The organism is Flavobacterium sp. FlaQc-49 (assembly GCF_044005985.1).
Classification (GTDB): Bacteria; Bacteroidota; Bacteroidia; order Flavobacteriales; family Flavobacteriaceae; genus Flavobacterium; species Flavobacterium cupriresistens.
In genome coordinates this window covers 1-22,387 of record NZ_JBIPCS010000018.1, presented here as the reverse complement: position 1 = coordinate 22,387, position 22,387 = coordinate 1, and the positions used below count along the sequence as shown (strand labels likewise).

General features: G+C 30.8%; 23 protein-coding genes and 1 other RNA gene. 11 read left to right on the top strand and 13 right to left on the bottom strand.

Annotation, left to right across the window (positions count from 1 at the left end):
* Positions 1 to 2: 2 nt before the first annotated feature.
* The gene (locus ACHRV3_RS22125) at positions 3 to 398 is read left to right on the top strand and encodes a hypothetical protein (RefSeq protein WP_395436179.1); all 396 of its coding nucleotides are present in this window, start codon (positions 3 to 5) and stop codon (positions 396 to 398) included.
* 474 nt (positions 399 to 872) lie between these two features.
* Complete coding sequence (locus ACHRV3_RS22120; protein WP_395436178.1) at positions 873 to 1,919, top strand: tyrosine-type recombinase/integrase; 1,047 nt, start codon at positions 873 to 875, stop codon at positions 1,917 to 1,919.
* A gap of 117 nt (positions 1,920 to 2,036) precedes the next feature.
* Here ACHRV3_RS22120 and ACHRV3_RS22115 read toward each other — a convergent pair whose 3' ends face one another.
* The 3 genes from ACHRV3_RS22115 to ACHRV3_RS22105 form a co-directional block, all read right to left on the bottom strand.
* The gene (locus tag ACHRV3_RS22115) at positions 2,037 to 2,636 is read right to left on the bottom strand and encodes an REP-associated tyrosine transposase (protein WP_395436177.1); all 600 of its coding nucleotides are present in this window, start codon (positions 2,634 to 2,636) and stop codon (positions 2,037 to 2,039) included.
* A gap of 293 nt (positions 2,637 to 2,929) precedes the next feature.
* The gene (locus ACHRV3_RS22110) at positions 2,930 to 3,412 is read right to left on the bottom strand and encodes a hypothetical protein (protein ID WP_047779258.1); all 483 of its coding nucleotides are present in this window, start codon (positions 3,410 to 3,412) and stop codon (positions 2,930 to 2,932) included.
* Positions 3,413 to 3,422: 10 nt separating this feature from the next.
* Positions 3,423 to 4,514, bottom strand: coding sequence for an RHS repeat-associated core domain-containing protein (locus ACHRV3_RS22105; protein ID WP_262487217.1), 1,092 nt, complete (start codon positions 4,512 to 4,514; stop codon positions 3,423 to 3,425).
* 305 nt (positions 4,515 to 4,819) lie between these two features.
* On the opposite strand from ACHRV3_RS22105, the gene ACHRV3_RS22100 reads away from it, so the two are divergent.
* From ACHRV3_RS22100 to ACHRV3_RS22070, 7 genes are all read left to right on the top strand, one after another.
* Positions 4,820 to 5,650 (top strand): response regulator transcription factor, encoded by an 831-nt coding sequence (locus tag ACHRV3_RS22100; RefSeq protein WP_047779257.1) that lies wholly within the window; start codon positions 4,820 to 4,822, stop codon positions 5,648 to 5,650.
* A gap of 95 nt (positions 5,651 to 5,745) precedes the next feature.
* Positions 5,746 to 6,321 carry an ester cyclase gene (locus ACHRV3_RS22095; RefSeq protein ID WP_395436176.1) on the top strand — a complete coding sequence of 192 codons (576 nt, stop codon included), beginning with the start codon at positions 5,746 to 5,748 and terminating at the stop codon, positions 6,319 to 6,321.
* Between the two features lie 80 nt (positions 6,322 to 6,401).
* Positions 6,402 to 7,259 carry a 4,5-DOPA dioxygenase extradiol gene (ygiD, locus tag ACHRV3_RS22090; RefSeq protein ID WP_395427824.1) on the top strand — a complete coding sequence of 286 codons (858 nt, stop codon included), beginning with the start codon at positions 6,402 to 6,404 and terminating at the stop codon, positions 7,257 to 7,259.
* A 493-nt stretch (positions 7,260 to 7,752) separates the two neighbouring features.
* On the top strand, positions 7,753 to 8,583 hold the full coding sequence (locus ACHRV3_RS22085; protein ID WP_395436175.1) for a phosphatase PAP2 family protein: 831 nt from the start codon (positions 7,753 to 7,755) through the stop codon (positions 8,581 to 8,583).
* A complete protein-coding gene (gene eptA / locus ACHRV3_RS22080; protein WP_395436174.1) occupies positions 8,570 to 10,090 on the top strand; it encodes a phosphoethanolamine--lipid A transferase EptA in 1,521 nt (506 codons plus the stop codon). Before ACHRV3_RS22085 ends, eptA begins: the two co-directional genes overlap by 14 nt.
* Before the next feature lie 548 nt (positions 10,091 to 10,638).
* The gene (locus ACHRV3_RS22075) at positions 10,639 to 11,286 is read left to right on the top strand and encodes a hypothetical protein (protein WP_395436173.1); all 648 of its coding nucleotides are present in this window, start codon (positions 10,639 to 10,641) and stop codon (positions 11,284 to 11,286) included.
* 76 nt (positions 11,287 to 11,362) lie between these two features.
* The gene (locus ACHRV3_RS22070; RefSeq protein WP_395436172.1) at positions 11,363 to 12,220 is read left to right on the top strand and encodes a hypothetical protein; all 858 of its coding nucleotides are present in this window, start codon (positions 11,363 to 11,365) and stop codon (positions 12,218 to 12,220) included.
* A 351-nt stretch (positions 12,221 to 12,571) separates the two neighbouring features.
* Here ACHRV3_RS22070 and ACHRV3_RS22065 read toward each other — a convergent pair whose 3' ends face one another.
* The 7 genes from ACHRV3_RS22065 to ACHRV3_RS22035 all read right to left on the bottom strand — a co-directional run bounded on the left by ACHRV3_RS22065 (position 12,572) and on the right by ACHRV3_RS22035 (position 18,405).
* Positions 12,572 to 13,093 carry a tyrosine-type recombinase/integrase gene (locus ACHRV3_RS22065; protein WP_395436170.1) on the bottom strand — a complete coding sequence of 174 codons (522 nt, stop codon included), beginning with the start codon at positions 13,091 to 13,093 and terminating at the stop codon, positions 12,572 to 12,574.
* 189 nt (positions 13,094 to 13,282) lie between these two features.
* Positions 13,283 to 13,720 (bottom strand): hypothetical protein, encoded by a 438-nt coding sequence (locus ACHRV3_RS22060; RefSeq protein ID WP_395436169.1) that lies wholly within the window; start codon positions 13,718 to 13,720, stop codon positions 13,283 to 13,285.
* A gap of 247 nt (positions 13,721 to 13,967) precedes the next feature.
* A complete protein-coding gene (locus ACHRV3_RS22055) occupies positions 13,968 to 14,573 on the bottom strand; it encodes a hypothetical protein (protein WP_395436168.1) in 606 nt (201 codons plus the stop codon).
* Positions 14,574 to 14,718: 145 nt separating this feature from the next.
* Complete coding sequence (locus ACHRV3_RS22050; RefSeq protein ID WP_395436167.1) at positions 14,719 to 15,312, bottom strand: hypothetical protein; 594 nt, start codon at positions 15,310 to 15,312, stop codon at positions 14,719 to 14,721.
* Positions 15,288 to 15,461, bottom strand: a complete 174-nt coding sequence (locus ACHRV3_RS22045; protein WP_395436166.1) for a hypothetical protein — start codon at positions 15,459 to 15,461, stop codon at positions 15,288 to 15,290. The genes ACHRV3_RS22050 and ACHRV3_RS22045 overlap by 25 nt, the downstream gene beginning before the upstream one ends.
* A gap of 257 nt (positions 15,462 to 15,718) precedes the next feature.
* Positions 15,719 to 16,021: a hypothetical protein gene (locus ACHRV3_RS22040; protein WP_395436165.1), complete on the bottom strand. Its 303-nt coding sequence runs from the start codon at positions 16,019 to 16,021 to the stop codon at positions 15,719 to 15,721.
* An 8-nt stretch (positions 16,022 to 16,029) separates the two neighbouring features.
* Positions 16,030 to 18,405 (bottom strand): hypothetical protein, encoded by a 2,376-nt coding sequence (locus tag ACHRV3_RS22035; RefSeq protein ID WP_395436164.1) that lies wholly within the window; start codon positions 18,403 to 18,405, stop codon positions 16,030 to 16,032.
* A 276-nt stretch (positions 18,406 to 18,681) separates the two neighbouring features.
* On the opposite strand from ACHRV3_RS22035, the gene ACHRV3_RS22030 reads away from it, so the two are divergent.
* A complete protein-coding gene (locus ACHRV3_RS22030; protein ID WP_395436162.1) occupies positions 18,682 to 18,837 on the top strand; it encodes a hypothetical protein in 156 nt (51 codons plus the stop codon).
* A gap of 202 nt (positions 18,838 to 19,039) precedes the next feature.
* On the opposite strand, the gene ssrA is transcribed toward ACHRV3_RS22030, so the two are convergent.
* Together ssrA and ACHRV3_RS22020 are read right to left on the bottom strand one after the other, a co-directional pair.
* Positions 19,040 to 19,435, bottom strand: a transfer-messenger RNA (tmRNA) gene (ssrA, locus tag ACHRV3_RS22025).
* A gap of 67 nt (positions 19,436 to 19,502) precedes the next feature.
* Positions 19,503 to 20,705 (bottom strand): serine hydrolase, encoded by a 1,203-nt coding sequence (locus ACHRV3_RS22020; RefSeq protein ID WP_047779244.1) that lies wholly within the window; start codon positions 20,703 to 20,705, stop codon positions 19,503 to 19,505.
* A gap of 240 nt (positions 20,706 to 20,945) precedes the next feature.
* Between ACHRV3_RS22020 and ACHRV3_RS22015 the strand changes: the two genes are divergently transcribed.
* Positions 20,946 to 22,148 carry an NAD(P)-dependent oxidoreductase gene (locus ACHRV3_RS22015; RefSeq protein ID WP_395436161.1) on the top strand — a complete coding sequence of 401 codons (1,203 nt, stop codon included), beginning with the start codon at positions 20,946 to 20,948 and terminating at the stop codon, positions 22,146 to 22,148.
* Positions 22,149 to 22,202: 54 nt separating this feature from the next.
* Here the strand turns inward: ACHRV3_RS22015 and ACHRV3_RS22010 are convergent.
* The coding region (locus ACHRV3_RS22010) for a hypothetical protein (protein ID WP_395436160.1) at positions 22,203 to 22,387 on the bottom strand (185 nt) is incomplete at its 5' end.

The window sequence follows — 22,387 nt, the reverse complement described above, 5'->3', positions numbered from 1 at the left end:
AAATGAATCAAATTAAAGAACTAATTTTAAAAAATGATTTTAAAAATCTGAATGATTATTTGTTGCAATATGAAGATAAGGAATCCGAGTTAAGGTCATTAATATATCCATTATGTGATGAATATGGGCTTTCTATAATCTATATTTTGTTAGATGTTGCCTATTCAAGAAATATTTCTTTCTGGTTTAATCAGGTTGGATATTTTTTATCATTTTCTTTTTCTCATATAAATGGAGCTGAACGAATGGCACTAGCAATGTTTAAAAAGTCATTTGAAATTGATTCTAATGATGTATTGACTTTGAGAGCGATACTTGATTTTAATAATCCTCCAGAAATAATATTGACAGAAGATGAATATAAATATTATTCAGAAATTCTTAATGAAAAATTTTAATACGCGGCTTTTTTTGCAAGTAAAATGAATCCCCAGCTCTTCGAAGAGTTGTAGTTGCGCGCTGTGCGAATGTCTTTGACTTCGCACCCACAATCTAAATCAAACAAAAAAAAGCCACTTCATTACGGAGTGGCTTTTGCTTGTTTATAGAGTTGCTATATTTTTAGCGAAAAAGTCTTTAAATTATCAATATTCCCCAGCTCTCCAAAGAGTTCTACTGAAAAGCTGCGCAAATGTCTCTGACTTTGCGCATTTTTTTTTATTAAGAACGTAGATTTAATAAAATAAACAAATTGCTCTAATTGGATGATTTGTTTATGAATCAGATGACAAGAAAATTCTTTCTACGTACACAAACAAAGACATTTTACAAATAACAAATGGAGTCATTTTAAGTTTAGATCTGCCAACTTTTTTATTTATCAATAACGGATTTTACTTCTGATAGTTTGTACTTTTGGCAAAAATTAAAACATGAAAAAAACGAGTCTAGTTATTCCATTATTTAAGCAATTTATAAGGGAGACCGAAACAGGTAAACGACTCAAAAAAAACGGAGAGAAGATTAAGGCAAGCTCCATAGAAAATTATAAATATGTATTACAGAATTTAGTTCAATTTTCGAGTGATACACAAATGGAGCTCCGCATTTGTGATGCCTCAAAACTGGATAAACGGGAGTTGCAATCTGAGAAAAACTACTGGAAAAAATTCTATCAAAAATTCACAGATTTCCTATACAAAAAAGGCTGTCATGATAATTATGTTGGTGCTAATATTAAGGTAATCAGAGTTTTTTTAAATTACTTAAAAAATGACAAGGATTTAAATACAGGAGATTTCCAGCGTTTGTTTTATGTACGAAAAGAAGAAATTGAAATCTTTGTACTTTCACCGGAACAACTTAAGTTTTTAATACATGACAAAGAATTCGAACAAACACTTATTCCAAGTCATAGACGGATAAAAGATATTTTTGTTTTTGGTTGTACAACAGGGTTACGTTATTCGGATATTTTTTTATTGAACAATAAAAACTTTGAAAAAATGGAAGGCGACTGGTACTTAAAACTCAAATCAAAGAAAACGAAAACGTTTAGTTTTATCAAACTTTCTGCCTATGCGGTAACTATTTTTCAACATTACAGTACTACAAATAATAAAACACCACTTTTTGGAAATACCAGTTTATTCAATTTTAATAAAAGTTTAAAACATATCGGAGAACTTGCCGGCTTTACATCTCCAATAGAAGTCTCGCGGGAAAAACAAGGCAAAACACAACGTATCACTAAAAAAACGGATACTTCTAAAAATCGGTTTTGCGATAAAATGAGTTCACATATGATGCGACGTACTGCTATAACAACGCTCCTTATTCTAGGAATGCCGGAACATTTAGTTCGCAAAATTAGCGGGCACAGTCATGCGAGTACCTCATTTAATCGTTATGTGCATTATGCACAAGCTTATATGGATAAAGAAATTGAGAAAGTACATAGTAAATTGGAGAGTTATTAAACAATAAAATACCTTCCAGTTCTCCGAAGAGTTCTACTGAAAAGCTGCGCAAACGTCTCTAACTTAGCACTTTTTTGAATATTTTTATAATCAAGAGTTTTCTTAATATCGTTGAATTTAATAATGATTATTTTTAAAGACAGATTTTAAATTCAAAACATCAATTACTGGATTATCCGCTTTTTCAATAGTTAGCAATCCGGAATCATTTGTATAATTACTGGCACTGGAATAAATATAATCTGATGCTTTGTTGACATAACTTGCTCTCACGGGATTTAAATGGATATAATCTAATTTTGTCCACATAAATTTATTGCTATAAATTTCTTCCGCGTGATTTCCGTATTGCCAAAACTGATACATTTTATTTCTAGTATGTTTTTTTGCAGCCAGTTTAAATCGTTCCAAAATCCATTCTCTTCTGCTTTCCGGATTGACTTGAATACTTTCAAGAATTCTTTTTGCTGTATATTTTTTAAAATCTCTGATTAAATCAGATAATTTACCCTCTTCAAATTGTACGATCATGTGAATGTGATTACTCATAATAACGTAACCGTATAAAATCATTCCTTTATTTGCAATGCAATAATCTAAAGATTCAATTACAATATCTCTATAACTTTGGCGCGTAAAAACATCTATCCAGTCTACAACTGTTGGCGTTATAAAATGTGGAAGTGTTTGATCTCTTATTATGTATCCTTCTTTCATTATTTTTTCAAACAAAAATATAAGATTTAACTTATGTTTAATATATTTCTATGAAATAAATAAAAAAAGCCTGGAGACTCCTAAGAGATTTATGTTCTTAACAAAAAAATTGCGCAAAGTCGGAGACATTTGCGCAGCTTTTCATTAGAACTCTTTGGAGAGCTGGGGATGAGTAATTATTGCTCATCCTTTCCTAAATTATTTTTAATTATCATTCTTTTTCAATACGTTATAAATATAAAATCTTATATCACTAACTCTGAAACACTACCGATACATTACCACATTACCGTTTATCTTCTTAAAAAATCTTCATAACTAATAGTTACATACGGTCTATCTAATTTTAACCAGTGCAGCTTTTCTTCATTTAAAATACAACTTTCAAAAATTTTACAAGCATTTTCTTTTCTGTACCAAAATTCTCCATAATCAATTACCACTTCATCTAATAATATTTCATCTATTCTGTATAAATCAACTTGATCATCAAAAATAGTGACGAATTTTTTTTCAAAATTTATGACTTTCTCATAATAGGATTTATGGTTTAAAAATTGCCCGTACTTGATGAAAAGCTTTATGAAATTAATTTCACCATCAAAATCAATCGTTATTTCTTCTCCATTAAAAACTCCTTCAAAGGTAGAATATCCGGGATCAGCTCCCATATCATTGTAATATAAACTATGACTACTGAATTTATCTGAATTTTTAAGAATTATATCATATAAGTCATAATTTTTTTTTTTTATTACATAAACAATTAAATGCATAAATATATAATTAAAATGTTATTATATGTGTTTCGTTGTTACCGCTCAAAAACATAATTGTACCGGATGTACCAGCTTTACCTTCAGCTTTTCTACTTTTCAATGACGAATTTGTAAAATTCTTAAATCCTGCCATAAACTCATCTAATGATGTCCCAACACCGGTTGCATCAATTATTGTATATCCATTTGTACCAGCTTGTTTTGTTCCGTCTCCTATATTCTGTTTTATTGAATTAAGAGTATTAACCGATAATCTTTTGCTCTCTGCAGCAACTTCTCTACCTAATACATTAAGTGTTATTTCGCCACCTCCATTAGCTATACCTTCTCCTTTTATTATAACATCAAATCCTCTTTCACTTAATTCTCCGGCAGTAGCTTTCAATCGCTCTAAAGATTTTAATTCATTCTTACTTTTATTCGCAAATTCAAGAGCATCTTCTGTAATATTTATTACTCCCTTAGTAGCTTCCATTTCACCTTTTCTTGCAAATTTCCATACTTTGCCAACAGATGAACCGCTTATTACTGGTAAGAGAATTCCAGCTACGGCAAACCCTTTATCTAAACTTGATGCTTTATTCCCTTTGGTATTAATTGCTTTATCGCCTCTAGTACCCCAAGTTACAAGTACAATCGCATCATCAACATCAGTAAACTGCAATACATCACCAGCTACATCAATAGAAGAATATCCAAGTACACGCATAAACTGTTTTACTGGCTTATTGCTATCTTTTGGATGTGCAAGAGCTACTTGATTAGAGTTTTTGAAAATTTTCCCCAACCAATAATAAGTTACAGGAGAAAAAGTAACACCCCTAAACATTTCTAAACCTTCTAGTTCAGTTGCATCGATTACTCTATTCGAACTAAAAGAATATGGGCTGTTCCATGCATAATTTCTATATAACGGATCCACCGCAAAAAACCTACCAATCCTCGGGTCATGCATCCTAAAAGTATAATTCAACGAATTCCCTTCACCACCCTTAATCTCATCATCTTTCTCCTGCCCTTGGAACCCATAACGATAATCATCAATGCTTTTATGTCTATTCGGCACTAGCATTCCAAAAGGATAGTAATCTAAACGTATCTTAAATCAATAAATACAGGAACTTAGCTATCTATAAAATACACCTAAAATCACATTAAAAGGCATTTTTTCGCTTTTCAAAGATAAAAAATAAATTGAAGTATTGACGTAATATAGCGGTTGGTTATAAGGCAAAAATTCAAACGCAATAAAGGCCAAACCTAAAGGAATAGGCTTTTTCTTTTTTAACATTTTCATCCATTTCGGGGTTTGTCTTCGTGGATTTTTATATATTTATACTAGTAAAAAGACCGTTTACTATTTCTAAATTTAGACATCCATCCCGATAAGTAACACACAATAAAATGACAGAAATTTTCAAAATATACAAATTTGGAGTCGAAGATGTCGAAAAAAATGAAGTATTGCTTAATGAGCCGCACAGTCACAATTACGAAGAGTTAATTATTGGCATTGAAGGGCAGATTGATCATTTTATAGATTTTAAATCTACTGTTTTTAATGCCCCTTTTATTTCTTTTGTGACCAAAGGCAAAGTACACAGAGCCAAACCGGGTTTAAAAGACGGAAAATGTGATTTATGGGTCATTCGGTTTAGTAGTGAGTTTATACCCGAAACCGTTTTTCAACTTTATTCCTATTATCATAATGAGGCCAATATTTCGCTTCAAAGAGATATGTGTTTCTCGAGATTGTTGTCACTCTGCGAAATGATGCACATGGAAAGTATTCAGGAAGAACCTGATTTGGGAATTATACGACAATTGCTTGGCGCTTTATTTACGATGATAGAATCGGAAAGACGAAAATCAAAATTGGAAAATGAAAGTATTGAAAAAACAAAAAGTCTGACTTTTAAGAACTTTTTGATATTATTGGAGCAACATTATACGAAACCCGAAGGTGCCAGTTTTTATGCAGACAAATTGTCGATGAGCAGCAGAAATCTTAATCTGATCAGTCAGCGGATATTACAGCAAAGCGTCTCGGAAATCATTGAAACCAGAAAACTGATACAAGCCAAAAATCTGCTAACGACTACAGATATGACCATTTCCGAAATTGGTTTTGTATTAGGATTTAGCGAAAACACTTATTTCGCGCATGTTTTTAAGAAAAAATCGGGACTTACTCCAAGCGAGTTCAGAAGTGAAATGAAAAAACTCATTTCCTAAAAACACCATACTTCTTCCTAATAGTGTTATATCCGGCCTTTAGATAATTTACAACTTTGTACTATCATTTTTTAATAACCAAAATTATAGATACAATGAAAACAATTTCAAGAAAAATTATTCCGGCAGCAGTATTAATTATGACCATCACAATGGTTAGTTGTGAACAGAAAAAAGAGCTTCCAACCGAAGAAAGCGCTACAGCATTAAAACAACTAAAAGAATTAACTGCCGCAAACGAGGTTATTACTGAGAATCTCGCAAAATTTGACACCTTGGATTATACGGTATTCAGTAATCAACAATGGGAACGACTACATGAAAGCCATGCAAAAGACATCCTTGTTCATTTTCCTGACGGACATACCGAAAAAGGGTTGGAGCAACACATCAAAACACTAAGTGCCATGTTTGTGTATGCGCCCGACACCCGAATCAAAGAGCACCCTATCCGAATAGGCTCCGGTAATACAACAGCTGTTATTGGTACTATGGAAGGAACTTTTACCGTACCGATGCCAATAGGAGGTGGTAAGTTTATACCTCCAACAGGTAAGAAATTTAAATTACCAATGGCGACCATAGGAATCTGGAAAGACGGAATCATGACCGAAGAATATCTTTTTTGGGATAATAAATCCTATATGGACCAAATTGGACTTGGTAAATAATTACAACAAAAGGACATATAATTCTATTTATTTTAAATAATCTGACCTAAGGAATGGACAGGAAAAAATTTTTAAAAACAATGGCAATAGTACCACTTACAGGAGTCGCTCTCAAACTAAATGTATTAAGTAAATTGTCGGATCAATTAGAGAGTACCGAAAAAATGCCCCTATTATTTTTAGGGCATGGCAATCCGATGAACGCTATCGAGGATAATGTATTTGTGGAAGGATTTAAAAATGTCGCAAAAACATTAGCCAATCCCAAAGCGATTCTTTGTATATCGGCGCATTGGGAAACAAAAGGCACATTTGTAACCGCTATGGAGATGCCACGTACCATTCATGATTTTGGTGGTTTTCCACAGGCCTTATTTGATGTACAATATCCGGCCAAAGGTAGTTTTGAATTGGCTAAGGAAACCCAACAGCTAATTACTAAAACTCAAATTGAACTGGATTACGAATGGGGACTTGATCATGGTTCCTGGAGTGTTGTAAAACATTTGTATCCAAATGCGGATATTCCTATTATTCAAATGAGTATCGATTACTCACAGCCGGCATCTTATCATTATGAACTGGCAAAAGAACTGGCCGCGCTAAGAAGAAAAGGGATTTTAATTATCGGTAGTGGTAATATGGTTCATAATCTCCGAATGGCAGCATGGGATCAAATGAAAGCACCCGGATACGCCTATGATTGGGCAACTGAAGCGAATGAGAAAATGAAAAAACTAATCTTAGATGGTGATCATCAGCCTTTGATTGATTACCGTTCGCAAGGTAAAGCATTCGATTTGGCTATACCTACTCCGGAACATTATCTGCCGTTGCTTTATACGCTTGCCTTACAAGAGAAAAATGAAGAGGTAAGTCTTTTTAACGATTATCTCATTGCGGGATCACTTAATATGATGTCAATAAAAATTGGGTAGTGGTTTAGCATAATCAGCCCGAGTCGCCGGGAATCGAACCCGGGGACAAACAAAGAACGAAAGGAGTTTTCTATAGGCTAACTCTCCCTCACTTTGAAGGGGGGAATAAAAAAAATGCGCAACTGTCTCTGACTTTGCGCATTTTTTTATGCCTTATTAAATTAGATGTCTTTTAAATTTTTAAAGTCATGATCATCGAGATCATTGATATTTTGAATTTAAGCATTCAAATATTAATTAGATTAAACCAATTGTAAACTGATTAATAAAACTCCTATACATCTGGCTTCTTTTGTCAAATATTTTGAATAGGAGAATAGGTGTTTTTAGGAGCTAGTGATAGGTTTTTTTAAAGTGTAAATATGAATGGAAGTATTTAATATTAAACTCTTCTTGATTACTTACATCGCATTACAATTAAAGCAAGAGAAACGTTTTTACTTTTTGTTTGAAATAGAGCGATACAAGTTGAATTAATCTATTGATGCAAAAAATGATGAATAGTAGCATTATTTACAATTATACAAAAGTCAAAGGGACTTTTTTTTATTTACCATTATTTCTGTTAATTAGTATTGCGCTCTATCTTTACACGCAAGATAGTCTCGATGCCTACTCTTATGCTCAAATCCAAAAGAATGTTTTCTTTTATCTTAATAGCAAGTTATCTCAGTATCCGGATCTTCAAAGTAACCTTAGCGAAACAGGGGATACGTTGGTTGCTTTTTCATTTTTAAGTTTATTTGTTCTATACGCCCCAAAAGTATGGGAAGGTTTATTGTCAGCATCGCTTGTTGGGCTATTATTTTCGATAGTATTAAAAAAGATATTTGCTGTGCCAAGGCCCGCAGCCGTATTTAATACAGATAATTTCGTAATCATTGGAAAAACATTGTGTGGCTGTAATAGTTTACCTTCGGGACATTCCATAACAGTTTTTACAACACTGACGGTTTTGTTACTTACGTTTATGCCGAAAAAAACAATTCATAAAATTGTATTGTGCAGTTTTGTACTTGTGTTGGGATTAATTCTTGTCCTTGCCAGAGTAGCGGTTGGGGCACATTATCCGCTTGATATTATTGTGGGAAGTATTATTGGTTATATCTCGGGACTTCTGGGAATTTTTATTAACCAAAAATATAATATTTGGACCTGGATTAACAATAAAAAATACTATCCTGCTTTTATTTTAATGTTTATAACTTTCTGTTTTTTAATTATATATAAGGCTATTCGTGAAAATTTAATGATTTTTAGTCTATCTTTAGTTTGCTTAATTATTTCAATTTGTAAAATTACTACTGTCTATGCTAAAAAGTAATTTAAGACTGTCTCATTTTGCCATGTTAATGAGTTTTATCAACTTTTTATTCTTTCATTTTTCATTTTTTTCCTTTGTTGTTGATAATCTTGATTCTAAAAGTTTTAACGGTAGTATAATTATTATTAGTTTAATACTATCCGTTTTACTTGTAAACTTCATGATTTTTTATATACTGCTTTTTTTGTCACATTTTGTTGGAAAGCTCCTTTTGGTGTTGTTTTTCTTTATCAACGCAATTGCCATTTATTTTGTTAATACATACAGTGTAATAATTGACGAAAGTATGATTGGCAATGTGTTGAATACCAATCTTGAAGAATCCGGTAGTTTTTTTTCAATAAAATTAGTATTCTATGTAATTGTGCTTGGAGTTATTCCCGGTGTTTATATTGTAAAAGCAAAAATTATAAACGAAACGTTTAATAAATTTTTAATCACTTCTTCGCTTAGTTTATTGTTGGTATTAATTTTAGTATTTGTCAACGCAAGCAACTGGTTGTGGATTGATAAAAATTCAAAAAAATTAGGTGGACTGGTAATGCCTTGGTCGTATTCAGTAAATGTTTCGCTTTTCTATATTCATAAACATAAAAAGAACGAAAAAGAAATTTTATTGCCCAATGCGACGATAAAAGATACTAAAAAGGCAATTGTGGTTTTAGTAATTGGAGAATCGGCAAGAAGCCAGAATTTTTCTTTATACGGATATGCGAAAAACACGAATCCTTTGCTTTCTAAGACACCGAATTTACATTATTTTAACGCTACTTCTTTAGCCACTTATACCACTGCAGGTGTGAAATCTATTCTGGAACATAAAAGAACGGACGATCTCTATGAAGTTCTGCCCAATTATTTATATCGAAATAATGTAGAAGTAATTTGGAGAACCACAAACTGGGGAGAACCGCCAATTCATGTTAAAAATTATCAAAACAGAGAATCTTTAAAGTTAAATTGTAAAGGCGAAAGCTGTAATTACGATGAAATTCTTTTAACCGGACTAAAAGAACAAATAGTATCAAGTAACAAAAATAAAATATTGATAGTACTGCATACCAGTACGAGTCATGGACCAACATATAGCAAGAAATACCCAATTGAATTTGAGAAATTTAAACCGGTTTGCAAGAGTGTTGAGTTAGGAAATTGCTGTCAGAACGAATTGATTAATGCCTACGACAATACCATTGTTTATACTGATTACATCTTATCTAAAGTAATTGAAGACTTAAAACAATTAAAAGAGTACAATAGCACCATGATTTATGTTTCAGATCACGGAGAATCATTAGGAGAAAAAAATCTGTATATGCACGGACTGCCGATAAGCATTGCACCTAAAGAACAATACGAAATCCCTTTTATTGTTTGGTTATCTGATGGAAAAAAGCAACTCAAACCTAATAAAACAATATCTCAAAATTATGTATTTCATAGCGTTTTAAATTTTCTAAACGTCCAGAGTCCAATTTATGATGAGAAAATGAATATTTTTAGATAGTGAATTGATTTCCTGCATTTCATTAGTACTCCTTGAAGAGCAAAGGATTCAATTTGATGTATAATCAAGGCTTAATTTCTGTGTTAAAAATAAAATTCAAAATATGTGATTTTTCTGCTCACTGCTTTCATATTTGTATCAACAAAATCAGCGTCATAATCAATTTCAGAACCAAAGTATTCTGTTAAAGCCCATCGAAGATTGCTTAAATTCGTAGTAAATTTAATTGAAACTCCAAATGGAATTTTAATCCTCGCAGTTGACAATATTAAAGTATGATGATTCATGTATTAAAATTAGGAAATAAAAATAAATTATGGAAATTATTGTTGTAAAACAATAACTTAGCATTCTAAATAAATATTAATGAATGAAAAAAAATTAGAATTTTACAATCAACTTTTTCAATATATTGTTCCTATAATCCAATTTTTGATATTAATTATTCCTTTTTTAGGCAAAGAAGCTCTCTATGACGGACGGCGAAAACTAATTAAAAGATTTTCTTATCGAGGTTACTCTTTGCTTTTTTTGGAGTAGTTCTAATTGTGATATCTATAAAACAATCAAATGTCATAAAAGATTTAGAAAATATAAGTAAAGAAGAAGCCGATAGGGAAATTAGAAATCAAAATATGTCTAATCAAAAAATGTATCGAGATGAAAGTTTCAAAACAAAAGAAATGTTAGCACAATACAGTCTAAAAGTCGATAGTACAAATGGCGATATAGTAAAAATATTACTTGACCCAAAACTAAGGAAAACAACGGTTATTACCCAAGAATTTCCAATTTTGTCAATTGATGATATAAAATTTAGAGGAGAAAATGAGGACATATTAGAATTATATTTTTTATCTAGTGATGCAAGTAGTTATGACATAATTGTCAACGTGGACATATTAGGATATCTAAACAATGAATTAAGATTCGTAAAAATGAACTTAGAAACATTACCTCAAAATAGTACTTTACAGAAAGGTAGAGGTTTGACAAATTCATGGAATTTTCATGACAACCGATTAAAAGATATTAAGTTGTATTACTTCCGTTTATTTGGGCAGTTTAAAAAATCTGACGGTACATTAATTCCGGTTGAAAATTTTTATGTTTATGATAAAAATCAAGTGGGTTTAAAATTTGGATTACCGACAGCGCAAATGTTAAAGGAGATAAAAAGCATGTATAAAAGATAATTATGAGGTAGCTTAAAAATATTTTGCATGTAAAATGATGTAAATGTTGTTATGTTTGCAGCAATAAAAACAAAACATGGATACAATAAAAGATTTCTTGCAAAGTATATTTGAAAGTTATAAAGATCGAGTTAAAAGCCCATTAATCGGATCATTAGTTATTAGTTTTTTGATTTTTAATTGGAAATCAGTCGCTATTTTATTTTTTTCGGATTGGCCAATGCACTGTAGAATTGAATGGGTAACTGAAAAATATTCTCAGTTATATAATATTTTAATTCCAGTTGGAATTGCATTTTTTTATGTTTTAGGACTTCCGTATCTAAATATAGAAATTGAGAAAATTCTGAAAAAATATACCACCTATAGAGTAGATAAATTAAATTGCTCGCGAATTGATTTATTACTACAGAGAAAAGAGGAAGCTAAAATTTTAAAAGATATAGCCGATGCTAAGGCGGGAACTAGTGAAATAAATGATTTAAAGGAAAGAAATGATTCTCTTTTAGTTGAATTAGATGCTGCTATTAAACAAAATCAGGAAGATTTAAATAGACACAAATTGGTAATTGAACAATTAAAAGAAAGTGAAGTAAATCGAATTAATGAAATCAATAATACAAAGTGGTCAAGTATAAGTATTTGGGATGAAATCCAGCAAGACCTTCCAAGTGTGGGTGAAATTGGTCAGTCAATGAAAATTCAAATATCGAGACTTGAAACAGCTTTGTCCTATCATGATAAAACTGAATTTATTAAAGCTTATAGAGAGCTTGCTATAAAGGATGTTAAAATTGATAATTATAAAATTAGTGATTTTGTAAAATATAAATTATTTACACCTGTTTCTAAAGGTGGTAAAGAGGTAATAAATAGTACTCATTTGGGCAAAATTTTCTTTTATTATCTAATAAAAAAATATGGGCTTGCTTAATGCTATAACCCTGCTTTATTAGCAGGGTTATTAATAGAATATAAAATAAAACAAAACAAAGAAATTCCGACTACTATTCCGGAAATTATAACTAGACATATATGTCTATTTGCTTTCCTGTCTAAATCTGCATGAATTCTTGTTAGTCTATCTTCTTCTTCTTCTTCTTCTTCTCTTATTTGTTTGTATCGATCAGTCATAAAATCAAATGTACTAAGTTGTATTTTATACTAAATTGCGGTTTCCCGTAATTAGTTGTTTTTTTATTTTAGTATAGGATTGTTTATTTTCGATGGTAGTTCCAATTATGAAAGTGATTTATAATTGAATTTTTAAGGTTTTTAAATTATCTTAGAAATCAGGGCTTCGCTCTATGATTTGTTGACGATTTACTTCTTTGACCACTTTGGCATATCGTAATGTCATCATTTGGGAAGTGTGCCCGTATAATTCTCGAAGTGCGTCTAATTCTACCCCAGCCAATATTTTTTTATTTGCTCCAAGGTGTTTAAACGAATACATATTTACATCAATACCTAATTCAATTTTTATTAATTGTCGCCATAATTTGGATGCAGCATCCCTATTTAATCTTTTTAAACCAGGTATAAAATCAAGATCTTTTTTTAGACCTCGATTCTGATGTTCTCTTATAGAACCAAATAAATACATTTCATCGCCATAATTTTCTAAATTCATTTGTTCAAGATCTGATTTTAAAAAAGGATTTAATGGTACAATCCTGCTGATATTTGTTTTAGTGATTTCAGGTGGCAAGATGATTTGATTATTATTCAAATTGACCATTTTTAGTTGAACGTGTAAAAGTTCTTCAGGTCGAATTCCAGTGTGATATATACAACTCAAATACACTAAGAAACTTGGAAATTCTGGACGTATCTTATCTTTAATTCGTATAAGTTCCTCGTCAGTTGCTGGAGTATTTGCAATTATTTCTCCAACTTTTAACGATTTGATGCCATGTGCTGGATTGTTCTCTAATATATCCCACTGTAGTAACTAGCTTAAATATCCTAGGTTTTTATTGTAGGATTTGTTCGATCAAGAGCGTTGTTTTTTGATTTTTTCCAAAATCAATTTTATGTGTATTCGTTTGGTTTCAATAATAAGTAACTGATCTAACTTAAGTTTATTTATCGCAGTTATGGTAAATTTTACTGTGCACGTATAGTCTATTTTCGTTTTTTTTGCCAAAGTTTCAAGCTTCTTGTCAAGTGCAAAGTTTAGAGCTTCAATCAATATCAGATCACTTCGAGAATCGATTGTTTCAGGAATTGATGGATTCCAGCCTTCTTTTAATTTTTGAAGTAAAACGTCTCGTATCGATTCAGTTTCAATTAAACGTTTTTTGTAATTGTTGATGTAGTTAATTCCGAATTTATAACGGAAAAGTTTTTTGTTATATCTAAAATAGACAAACCAAGCTATCGAAAGATCATCATATTTGATAACCTTTGGAATTGTGGAAATTGATTTCATTTTAATTTGTTTAGAAATTAAAATGCTTGTGGGGACATTAAATCAATTATTTATAATTTTGTTCACTTTTTGTTCACGAGTTTTGAGAACTCATTGTAAACCCTGTAAATACAGGGGTTTTAGTGGGATGGATGGGGGCTTAATCGAACACTTGATTCCTATATTGATTTTTTTTGATGGTTTGAATGATGATAAAAAAGCGCTATCAAAAAAGAATAAGTAACTTGAAAGTTTTCACTGTATTAGTTTATTTGTTACCTAATACTTTATTAACAAAAAGTCTATGTGACTTGATCCTTTTTTGTCTCTTTTCTGTAACTATATTTAACTCTCGTACTAAATCAGGTACAGGATTCCAATCATTGTATGTTTTCTTTTTGATATTGTATTTTAAAGTTAGCTCTTCAGACAACTTGTATGCATTTAGTCCAAATTGACAATAATGAAACTTACGTTCTTCAAACCACTCTGAGAAATCTGGTGGGGAAGAGATATTGTCCGTAAAATCAATAATTCTATCCCCAGCTTCAATATCAGAGGGGAAGGAAAGTATTTTATACATCAATTCATGATCAATGCTTTTCCAGTCTACATCATCCGGAAAAATTGGTGGCGGAGGTACTTTTACTTGTGGTTTTAAATAACCTTCTGGAGTTCTTTGTCCAAAAGAAAGACCATCATCTTTAATTACATCAGCACAATCTTCAAGATATTTATCAAGAATGCAAACCACACGGATTGCGAGATATTTAGCATTCCTATTTTCAGTCCGCTTATTTATCCAATAAGTTTGAAACCAAGAAATACCGGAGCCTATTAATACTCCAATAAGTCCAAAAATTGCTTTTGTCATTTTATATTTTTAATACTAATGTAATAAATAAGTACTTATAATAGAAGATGTTACTTCGAAATGATTCAAAATGTTTGACTGTCGAACCCCCTGCTTTTTTAATATTTTGAGGTGTTTTTTAATGTAATAAAGAAGTAAGAAGTGCTTAATTTGTAATTCTGTCTAATGGTCTAAAATAACCTTTAATACAGTTAATGTTTTTTACGCAAATTTGGATGTGATTTTTGTCTTTAAAACCTGCACCGTCATATAGTGGATTTCCTTCCCAAAAAACACCTCTAGCTGAATCAAATTGTTTTTCACCAGTTTCTTTTAAAAAACTATGTAAAGATTCAATTACAGCACAATCCAACTCTCTTAGAGCTAAATCTTCATTACGTCCCTTGTTCTTTGGCATTGGTGTACCAGATGCTGTTAGTGTAGTAGATAGTATTGTATGGCCTTTTTTAAGTAATTCGAAGTTTTTAGAATCTAATAAGTCAAGGCAATAACCAAGGTCAATTATTGCACCAATTACTGCTGGCTCTTTTACTGTAGGATTTTCTTTTTTACTAAGTTCAATTGCCCATTCCATAGCTCTAGTTGGGCTATTATCCCAAAAATATATACCATTTCCAAGCCAATCATATATGTTAACTTTAAATTCTAAATCTTCAGTAGAACTATCTAAAATTTTATCAACAATGCTTTTGTCTGTACCATGAAAACCAAGAATTAACCCTGTTCTTGAAGTATACATAAATCTTTATATCTATCTTCAAGTGTACCTTTTTCATCAACTATTCCTGCATTTTGTAGAAATTGTTTAGAGTCTTCTTTACTTTGTTTTATTTTTTCTATGAAAGCATCCATTTTCAATAGAAGTTCATCGACTTTTCTATCTTCCATAATTAATGAGTTTATTACAAATGTATAGATATTCTATTAGATATTCTATTTTAATATTTTTTTTTAACTCCTGTGTCATTTGTTTTATTATCTATATCAAGTATGTACTAATTCTATTAAAATCTTTCTTTCTTCATATGTAACAAATATTTGGATTAAATAGTAGATTTGATAAAAAGGAAAGATGTAGTTTTTAAATAGTTAGTTATTTGCTAACCTAACCTATCTAGATTTTTTCTATTGTCATAGATTTAGATTTAAAAATCTTCATCTTCATCAATGACGTTTAAATTAAATGAATCATATATATTGTCTAGAGTTTCTTTTACTAATTTGATTTTTGAATCAGTTTCAAGTAATGAAAGTGCATCTTCATATGTAATTTCAATTTTTCTATGCAATTCAAGCAATTCAGTTAGTTTTATCACTAACGGATTTAGTTCTATATCACCAGAAGTCAATAAATCAACCGTTGGAAAAGAAAGACTTCCGTCTTGAAGATTAAAATTTATAGAAACCTTGCCTTCTTGTATTATGTTGTTTATTAGTATGTTATTCATATGCATGATTAATTAATTAATTTTTTAATGTTATATTTTCTAGCTCTTTGCTCAAAAATATACTGGCCGCCATCTAAAACATTGCAGATTTCTTTTTGATGTTCTTTTTCTTCTAATACAAATTGTTCGTATTCTATCGTATTTTCATTGTTTGTACACATAATTATATTTTCAGCATCTCCATACACTACAATAGATGGATTATGAGTGACTAAAAATATTTGTTTTTTAAATTTTAAATCTCTTATTAAATCGATGAGTTTTTCGGTAATGAATTTATTACCTAAATTATCTTCTGGTTGATCAATAAATATTATTTTAGAATTTCCGTTTTTTAATATTGTTTCTAGATATTTTTCTGAATTAAAACCAGGAGAGTTATTTTTTGAGGTACTTTCTTCAGAATACCTGAGATATTCAATAGGTTTGTCAAATAAATCTAAAATACCTTTTATGTTTGTTTGAGTTTTTTTCGCTAAGTTTTCAGAAGAATTTTCGGCAAAGTTTTTTATTTTTAGTTCACCTAGTGCCAACTTTATTAGCAATTCATATAAACTTAAATTATTAGTTACATTACTAATACCCTCAAATATTTTTGTTTTTATATTTTGACTGTTTTCAACTTCCAGCACTACTGTAACTTCATCATTAATTTTGATTTCCTGAATTCCTCCATATGACAAGTTTTCAAAAAGCGAACAATGAGTTCGAACTTGCATCGCAATTTTAAAAACATCCGAAATATTCTTCGTAAGAATTGTTAGTCTTTGATTTGAAGCCTCTTTTTCTCTTCCTTTCAAATCTAGATTTGCGTTTTTACTTGAAACAACTTGTTTAACAAGTTCGATAAAATTTTCTTTTTTATCGTAGTTGCTTTTAGTATTTTTAAATAAAGTTTTTTTAGATTCTACTAGGTCTTGGAAGGTCTTTATTATTTCAGTTTCTTCAATTGTAAATGACCAATTCTCATTTAATTTAAATTTTTCAGTATTTTCTATTAACAAATCCAATACGCCTTGTGAGGTTTGAAAGGAATTGGTTTTATCTTCAATATTTAATATAGTTTTAAAAATGTAGCTGGAATCGAGGATAGAGGTTATATCCCTGTCGTGAAAAGTAAAGTTAGAATTTAATACTTCATATAATTCGCTATATAGTTCAATGAGTTTATCAATTAGATTATTTAAATCTTGCTTTTTAGTTTTAAAAAAATCTAAAGATGTTTTATAGCTATCAATTTCTCCTGACTCTTGAATTAAGTCTTTAAGGGAATTGTTTTCAAAATAATTTACAATATCTCCTTGATTAATATAAATAATGTCATGTGTATTGTAACTTATTATGTTTTTGTAGTCATCATCTAAAAAACTTTTAACGTTAGCATTACTAATATCTAACCCATATTTATCAATTTGACTCTTTTTATTATTTATTTTTTTTCCTAAAATATTAAATAATAAACTTTTTCCACTTGATCTCCCACCAATAATTGCGTTTAAATTAGGGCTAAAATATAATGTTGTATTTTTTATTATTGGATTATCTACGAATTCTATACTATGTAAAAAATTGTCAAACCTCATTAACACTTCAACTTCCGAAAACTTTTTTATTCTTGACTTTGGGTCAATAAAAGCAAATCGAATTGATTCAAACGAAGGCTTTCCTTTTATGCAATAAAATTGATGATCATCCCCATCTTTATTTGTACATGGATACTTATTACAATTATGATTGTCTGAAAAATTGATATATGGGATATCATCTTTTTCTTGAAAATCTAAAGTTTTAATTTTGTCAAAACCGTCGTTATAAGTTTGTCTGACGCTTTCTTTTACTTTTTCAAAAGCACTAGGCATTAATAATACCATTTGCTGACAAAGTTTCAAATCATATCCTTTATATGGGTCTAAAATACTTTTTGTATTGCCAGCATGTGGAATAAAAAAATAATTAAATCCATTAAATAAGTCATATAAATCATCAATAATTATTTTCCGATCTATTAAGGCAGACCCTTTTTGAATGTATAGATCTTCTATTTTTTGTGAAATTATTTGAACATCACTAAAACTCTCATTCTCAAATATGATTACACTGTGGTACGTAATTGGTTTACCTGATTCTGGGACTTCGATATCAAACTCGCAACCAATTAAAAGTTTTGGATCTCCATCTGTAAAATTATCGTAATAAGTTTTGTATGCATCAACGTTAATAATATTATGATCAGTTAATGAAAATAATTTCACTTCGTTTTCTATTAGCTTTTGCTTTAAGATATTAATATCGAAACTTCCTTGGTAATCATTAGTTTTAGTTTTTTTACTAAAATCAGTGTGAATATGCAAATCAACTTTAAACCAATCAGAATATTTTTTCATTACCTAATAATATTAATTTTTACCGACTTTTCTTAAGCAAATGTTACTATTTAATTCATAGCTTTTTTACGGAAAACCATAAGTCTCAAATGGAGTATTCTCAAAAGTATCAATTTAGTAATATAAAGCAGTACGTATAAATACCTAATTTATAAGAGTGAATTTGTTTTTCAGTAAGATAAATACTGATTTAAAAATCATTTTTATTTAACGATCAGTTTAAATTGAATTTTAAACTTTAAGTAAATAATTTCAATTTGATTTAATATGGCTGTTATGAGATCAAAATCTGGAAAATCTTCAAAAAAGAATGGAAAAAAAATGACAAGAGCTGAAAAGGAAGATGCTCTGGTTACTTTGATTGTTCGAATTATTGTTGCACAAACGCTAAAAGAATTCTATAGAAAAAACAAGAATAGTGAAAGGGATTGAGAAAAATCTGTCGAACACTTAGTTTATTTGTTTGTAATGTGTTGATTTTAAAAATTTTAAAGTGTTCGATTCCCATCGACTTTCTTTTCTTTTTTTACTAAAATGATAAGAATTTATACATTTTATATTTATAAGACTATTTAGTGGTCTTATTTTTAGTGCTTTATGAAATAAAAAAGGAAGGTGTTTGATACCTTCCTTTCTGTGGAGTCGCCGGGAATCGAACCCGGGTCCAAACAAGCAACTAAAGAGCTTTCTACACGTTTATTTCCTGATTGGATTTTCGTTGTTAAGCTAGGTCAGGAACAACCACTCAACACTTATCTTCTTAATTTCGAAATCCACCCGAAGCTCATGGATATCTAGGTTTATTTTTACGGTTCCCCTAAACTGACCGCCACAAACCAAGGCTTTCAAGGAGAATCCAGCTTCCCTATCTGATAGGGACGTGGCTAATCTTACTATAATTCAGATTATGCAGCTAAAGCGTAGTTATTTTCGCCGTGTAAAATTGTAAGATCTTATATTTACGAGCAAGGTCTCAATGCTCGACGTGCTTACTGTTCAATTCGACTTGCTGTCAAAACCAGTCGACCCCAAAAATGAGTTTGCAAATTTATACTATTTGAAGTTACTTCTGTAATAAATTTTGCAGAAAAATTATTTTATTCTTCGTCTTTAAAATTAAACGGGTAATCTCCAAAAATCGGAGCCAATTTACGAACCGCATAAGTGTTTCGTGTCATTTTGTTCGACAAGGCAATAATAGTTACATTTTCTTTCTTTAAAGTAATGTAAGAAGAGGTATTACCATGCCACCAGCCATTGTGGAAATAAAAATTCTGTCCCGTTTCCCAATTGATCATTCTGATTCCTAAACCATAATTTTTAGTTCCTTTGCGCTCATTGCTGTAACCGGTATATACCTGTTTCAATAAATCGGGCTTTAAAAAATCAGGTGAATTTCTGGCTCTGTCGAATTTTAAAAGATCTCGTACCGTTGAAAATACATTTTTGTCCCCGTAAACATTATCTAAATAGTCAAAACCAATTTCTACACCATTACCTTTATAGGAAGGGACAATTGTTTTTCTTTCTTTATCATCGTCAAAAATATACGTATGGGTCATTCCTAACGGTTTGAAAATCATTTGAGACATTGCCTCCTTATAAGTTAAACCCGTGATTTTTTCGATAATAAGCGCCAACATGGCATAATTGGTATTGCAATAAGCAAATCGCGTACCCGTTGTAGCCTCTAATCCAATATTTTTTGTGGCAAGAATTTCGAGAATGTCTTTATTGGTCAACTGATTGTGTCGGTCCCAAACCGATTTGTCTCGGTCTGTAAAATAAGCATAGTTGCGCATTCCGCTACGATGACTTAATAACATTCGAACCGTACATTCCGGATAAGGAAATGTTTTCAAAATCGTATTTACCTTTTGATCCAAATCTAATTTTCCGGCATTGACCAATTTTAAAACCGCCGTAGCAGTGAGAACTTTACTGACAGAAGCAATTTGTACTGGAGTATCTGCTGTTATTTTAGTGCCTTCATTTTTATTAGCAAATCCATTGTAGCGTTCAAAGATAATCTGACCATTTCTGGCAACCAAAAAGCTACCATTCATGCTATTATTTGGCCAGTTTTTGTTGTAAAAATGATTTATCCTTCCTGCGACAGAATTTATATAAGCTTGACTTATTTTTTTTTCAGGACCTAAAGGTTTCATTTTAGGCAAGGTATCTTCGACCGTTGTAACCTCTTTATCTGTATTGTTTTTATTTTTTCCGCACGACCCTAAAACTAAAATTAGGAGAAGTATTTGTGCTATATTTGTTTTTTTAAGGAAGCTCATTTTCATCATTCTTTGAAAACAAATATATAGAATTCAATACTTTTGTTTGAGCATTTTTAAATCTGCAACATCTGGTTTTTAACTTTTTTTTAACGTCTTTTTTTTCTAGTTGATTGTACATCAGCTTTTAACGTTATAATTTTGTTTAAAATTAAAGAATTACAACAAAAATTTAACTTATTTTGTTATATTTGAAACAAATTCAATCAAAAAAGTTATATTAATATTCACTTTAATCCGATATAAATGAAATTTGGTATTATAAAAGAACGAAAAAACCCACCGGACAGACGCGTTGTGTTTGCTCCTAATGAATTGGCTAAACTGAAACAGCTTTATCATGAAGCTACTGTTGAGGTTGAAAGTTCAGATATTAGAATATTTTCTGACGTTCAATATAAAAGTATGGGAATAACGGTTACAGAGGATGTTTCTGACTGTGATGTTTTATTTGGTGTAAAAGAAGTTCCTGTAGAGAACTTAATTCCAAATAAAGCGTACTTCTTTTTTTCACATACCATAAAAAAGCAACCTTATAATAAAAAGTTGTTACAAGCTATTTTAGAAAAGAAGATTGATCTGTATGATCATGAAACCATAGTTGATAGTCACAATCGAAGACTAATCGGTTTTGGAAAATATGCCGGAATGGTTGGTGTCTATAACGGAATTCGTGCATTCGGAATTAAATTCGAATTGTTCAAATTGCCAAAAGCAGAAACACTTGTGGGTAAAGAGGCGTTAATTATGCACTTAAAACGCATTACTTTACCTCCTTTAAAATTTGTAATCACCGGAACCGGTAAGGTTGGGAGTGGAGCCAAAGAAATTCTGGATGCCATAAAAGTAAAGGAAATAGCAGTAGAGAATTATTTGACTAAAAATTATACACAACCGGTTTATGTACAACTGGATGTTTTAGAATATAACAAACGCATTGACGGACAGCTTCTTGATTTTAATGATTTCGTAGCACACCCTGAAGCTTATGTTTCGGACTTCGAAAAATTTACAAAAGTGACCGATATCTATTTTACAGGTCATTTTTATGCCAGTGAAGCTCCGGCTATTTTGACAAGAGAAATGTTAAATGCAAGTGACTGCAAGATAAAAGTAGTTGCGGATATTTCTTGTGATGTGAATGGACCTATTGCATGTACCTTGCGTTCTTCTACGATTGCAGAGCCTATTTACGGATACTGGCCAAGTGAAGATAAAGAAGTAGATGTATTTCATCCCGGTGCTATTGTAGTGATGGCAGTTGATAATTTGCCATGTGAAATCCCAAAAGATGCCAGTGAAGGTTTTGGAGAGCAGTTTATGGAATACGTAATTCCTGCTTTTTTCAACGGAGATAAAGACGGAATTTTAGAACGCGCAAAAATGACGGAAAACGGAAAACTAACACCAAGATTTAGTTATTTACAAGATTATGTAGATGGAAAGTAGGGGGGAGTTTTAAGTTTCAGGTTTCAGGTTTCAAGTTTAAAACAAGGCCTATAATTAAGAAGAATAAAAAAAGGGAAAAGCTTTTAAGCTTTTCCCTTTTTTTATAACCTGAAACCTGAAACCTGAAACCTGAAACCTGAAACCTGAAACCTGAAACCTGAAACCTGAAACCTGAAACCTGAAACCTGAAACCTGAAACCTGAAACCTGAAACCTGAAACCTGAAACCTGAAACCTGAA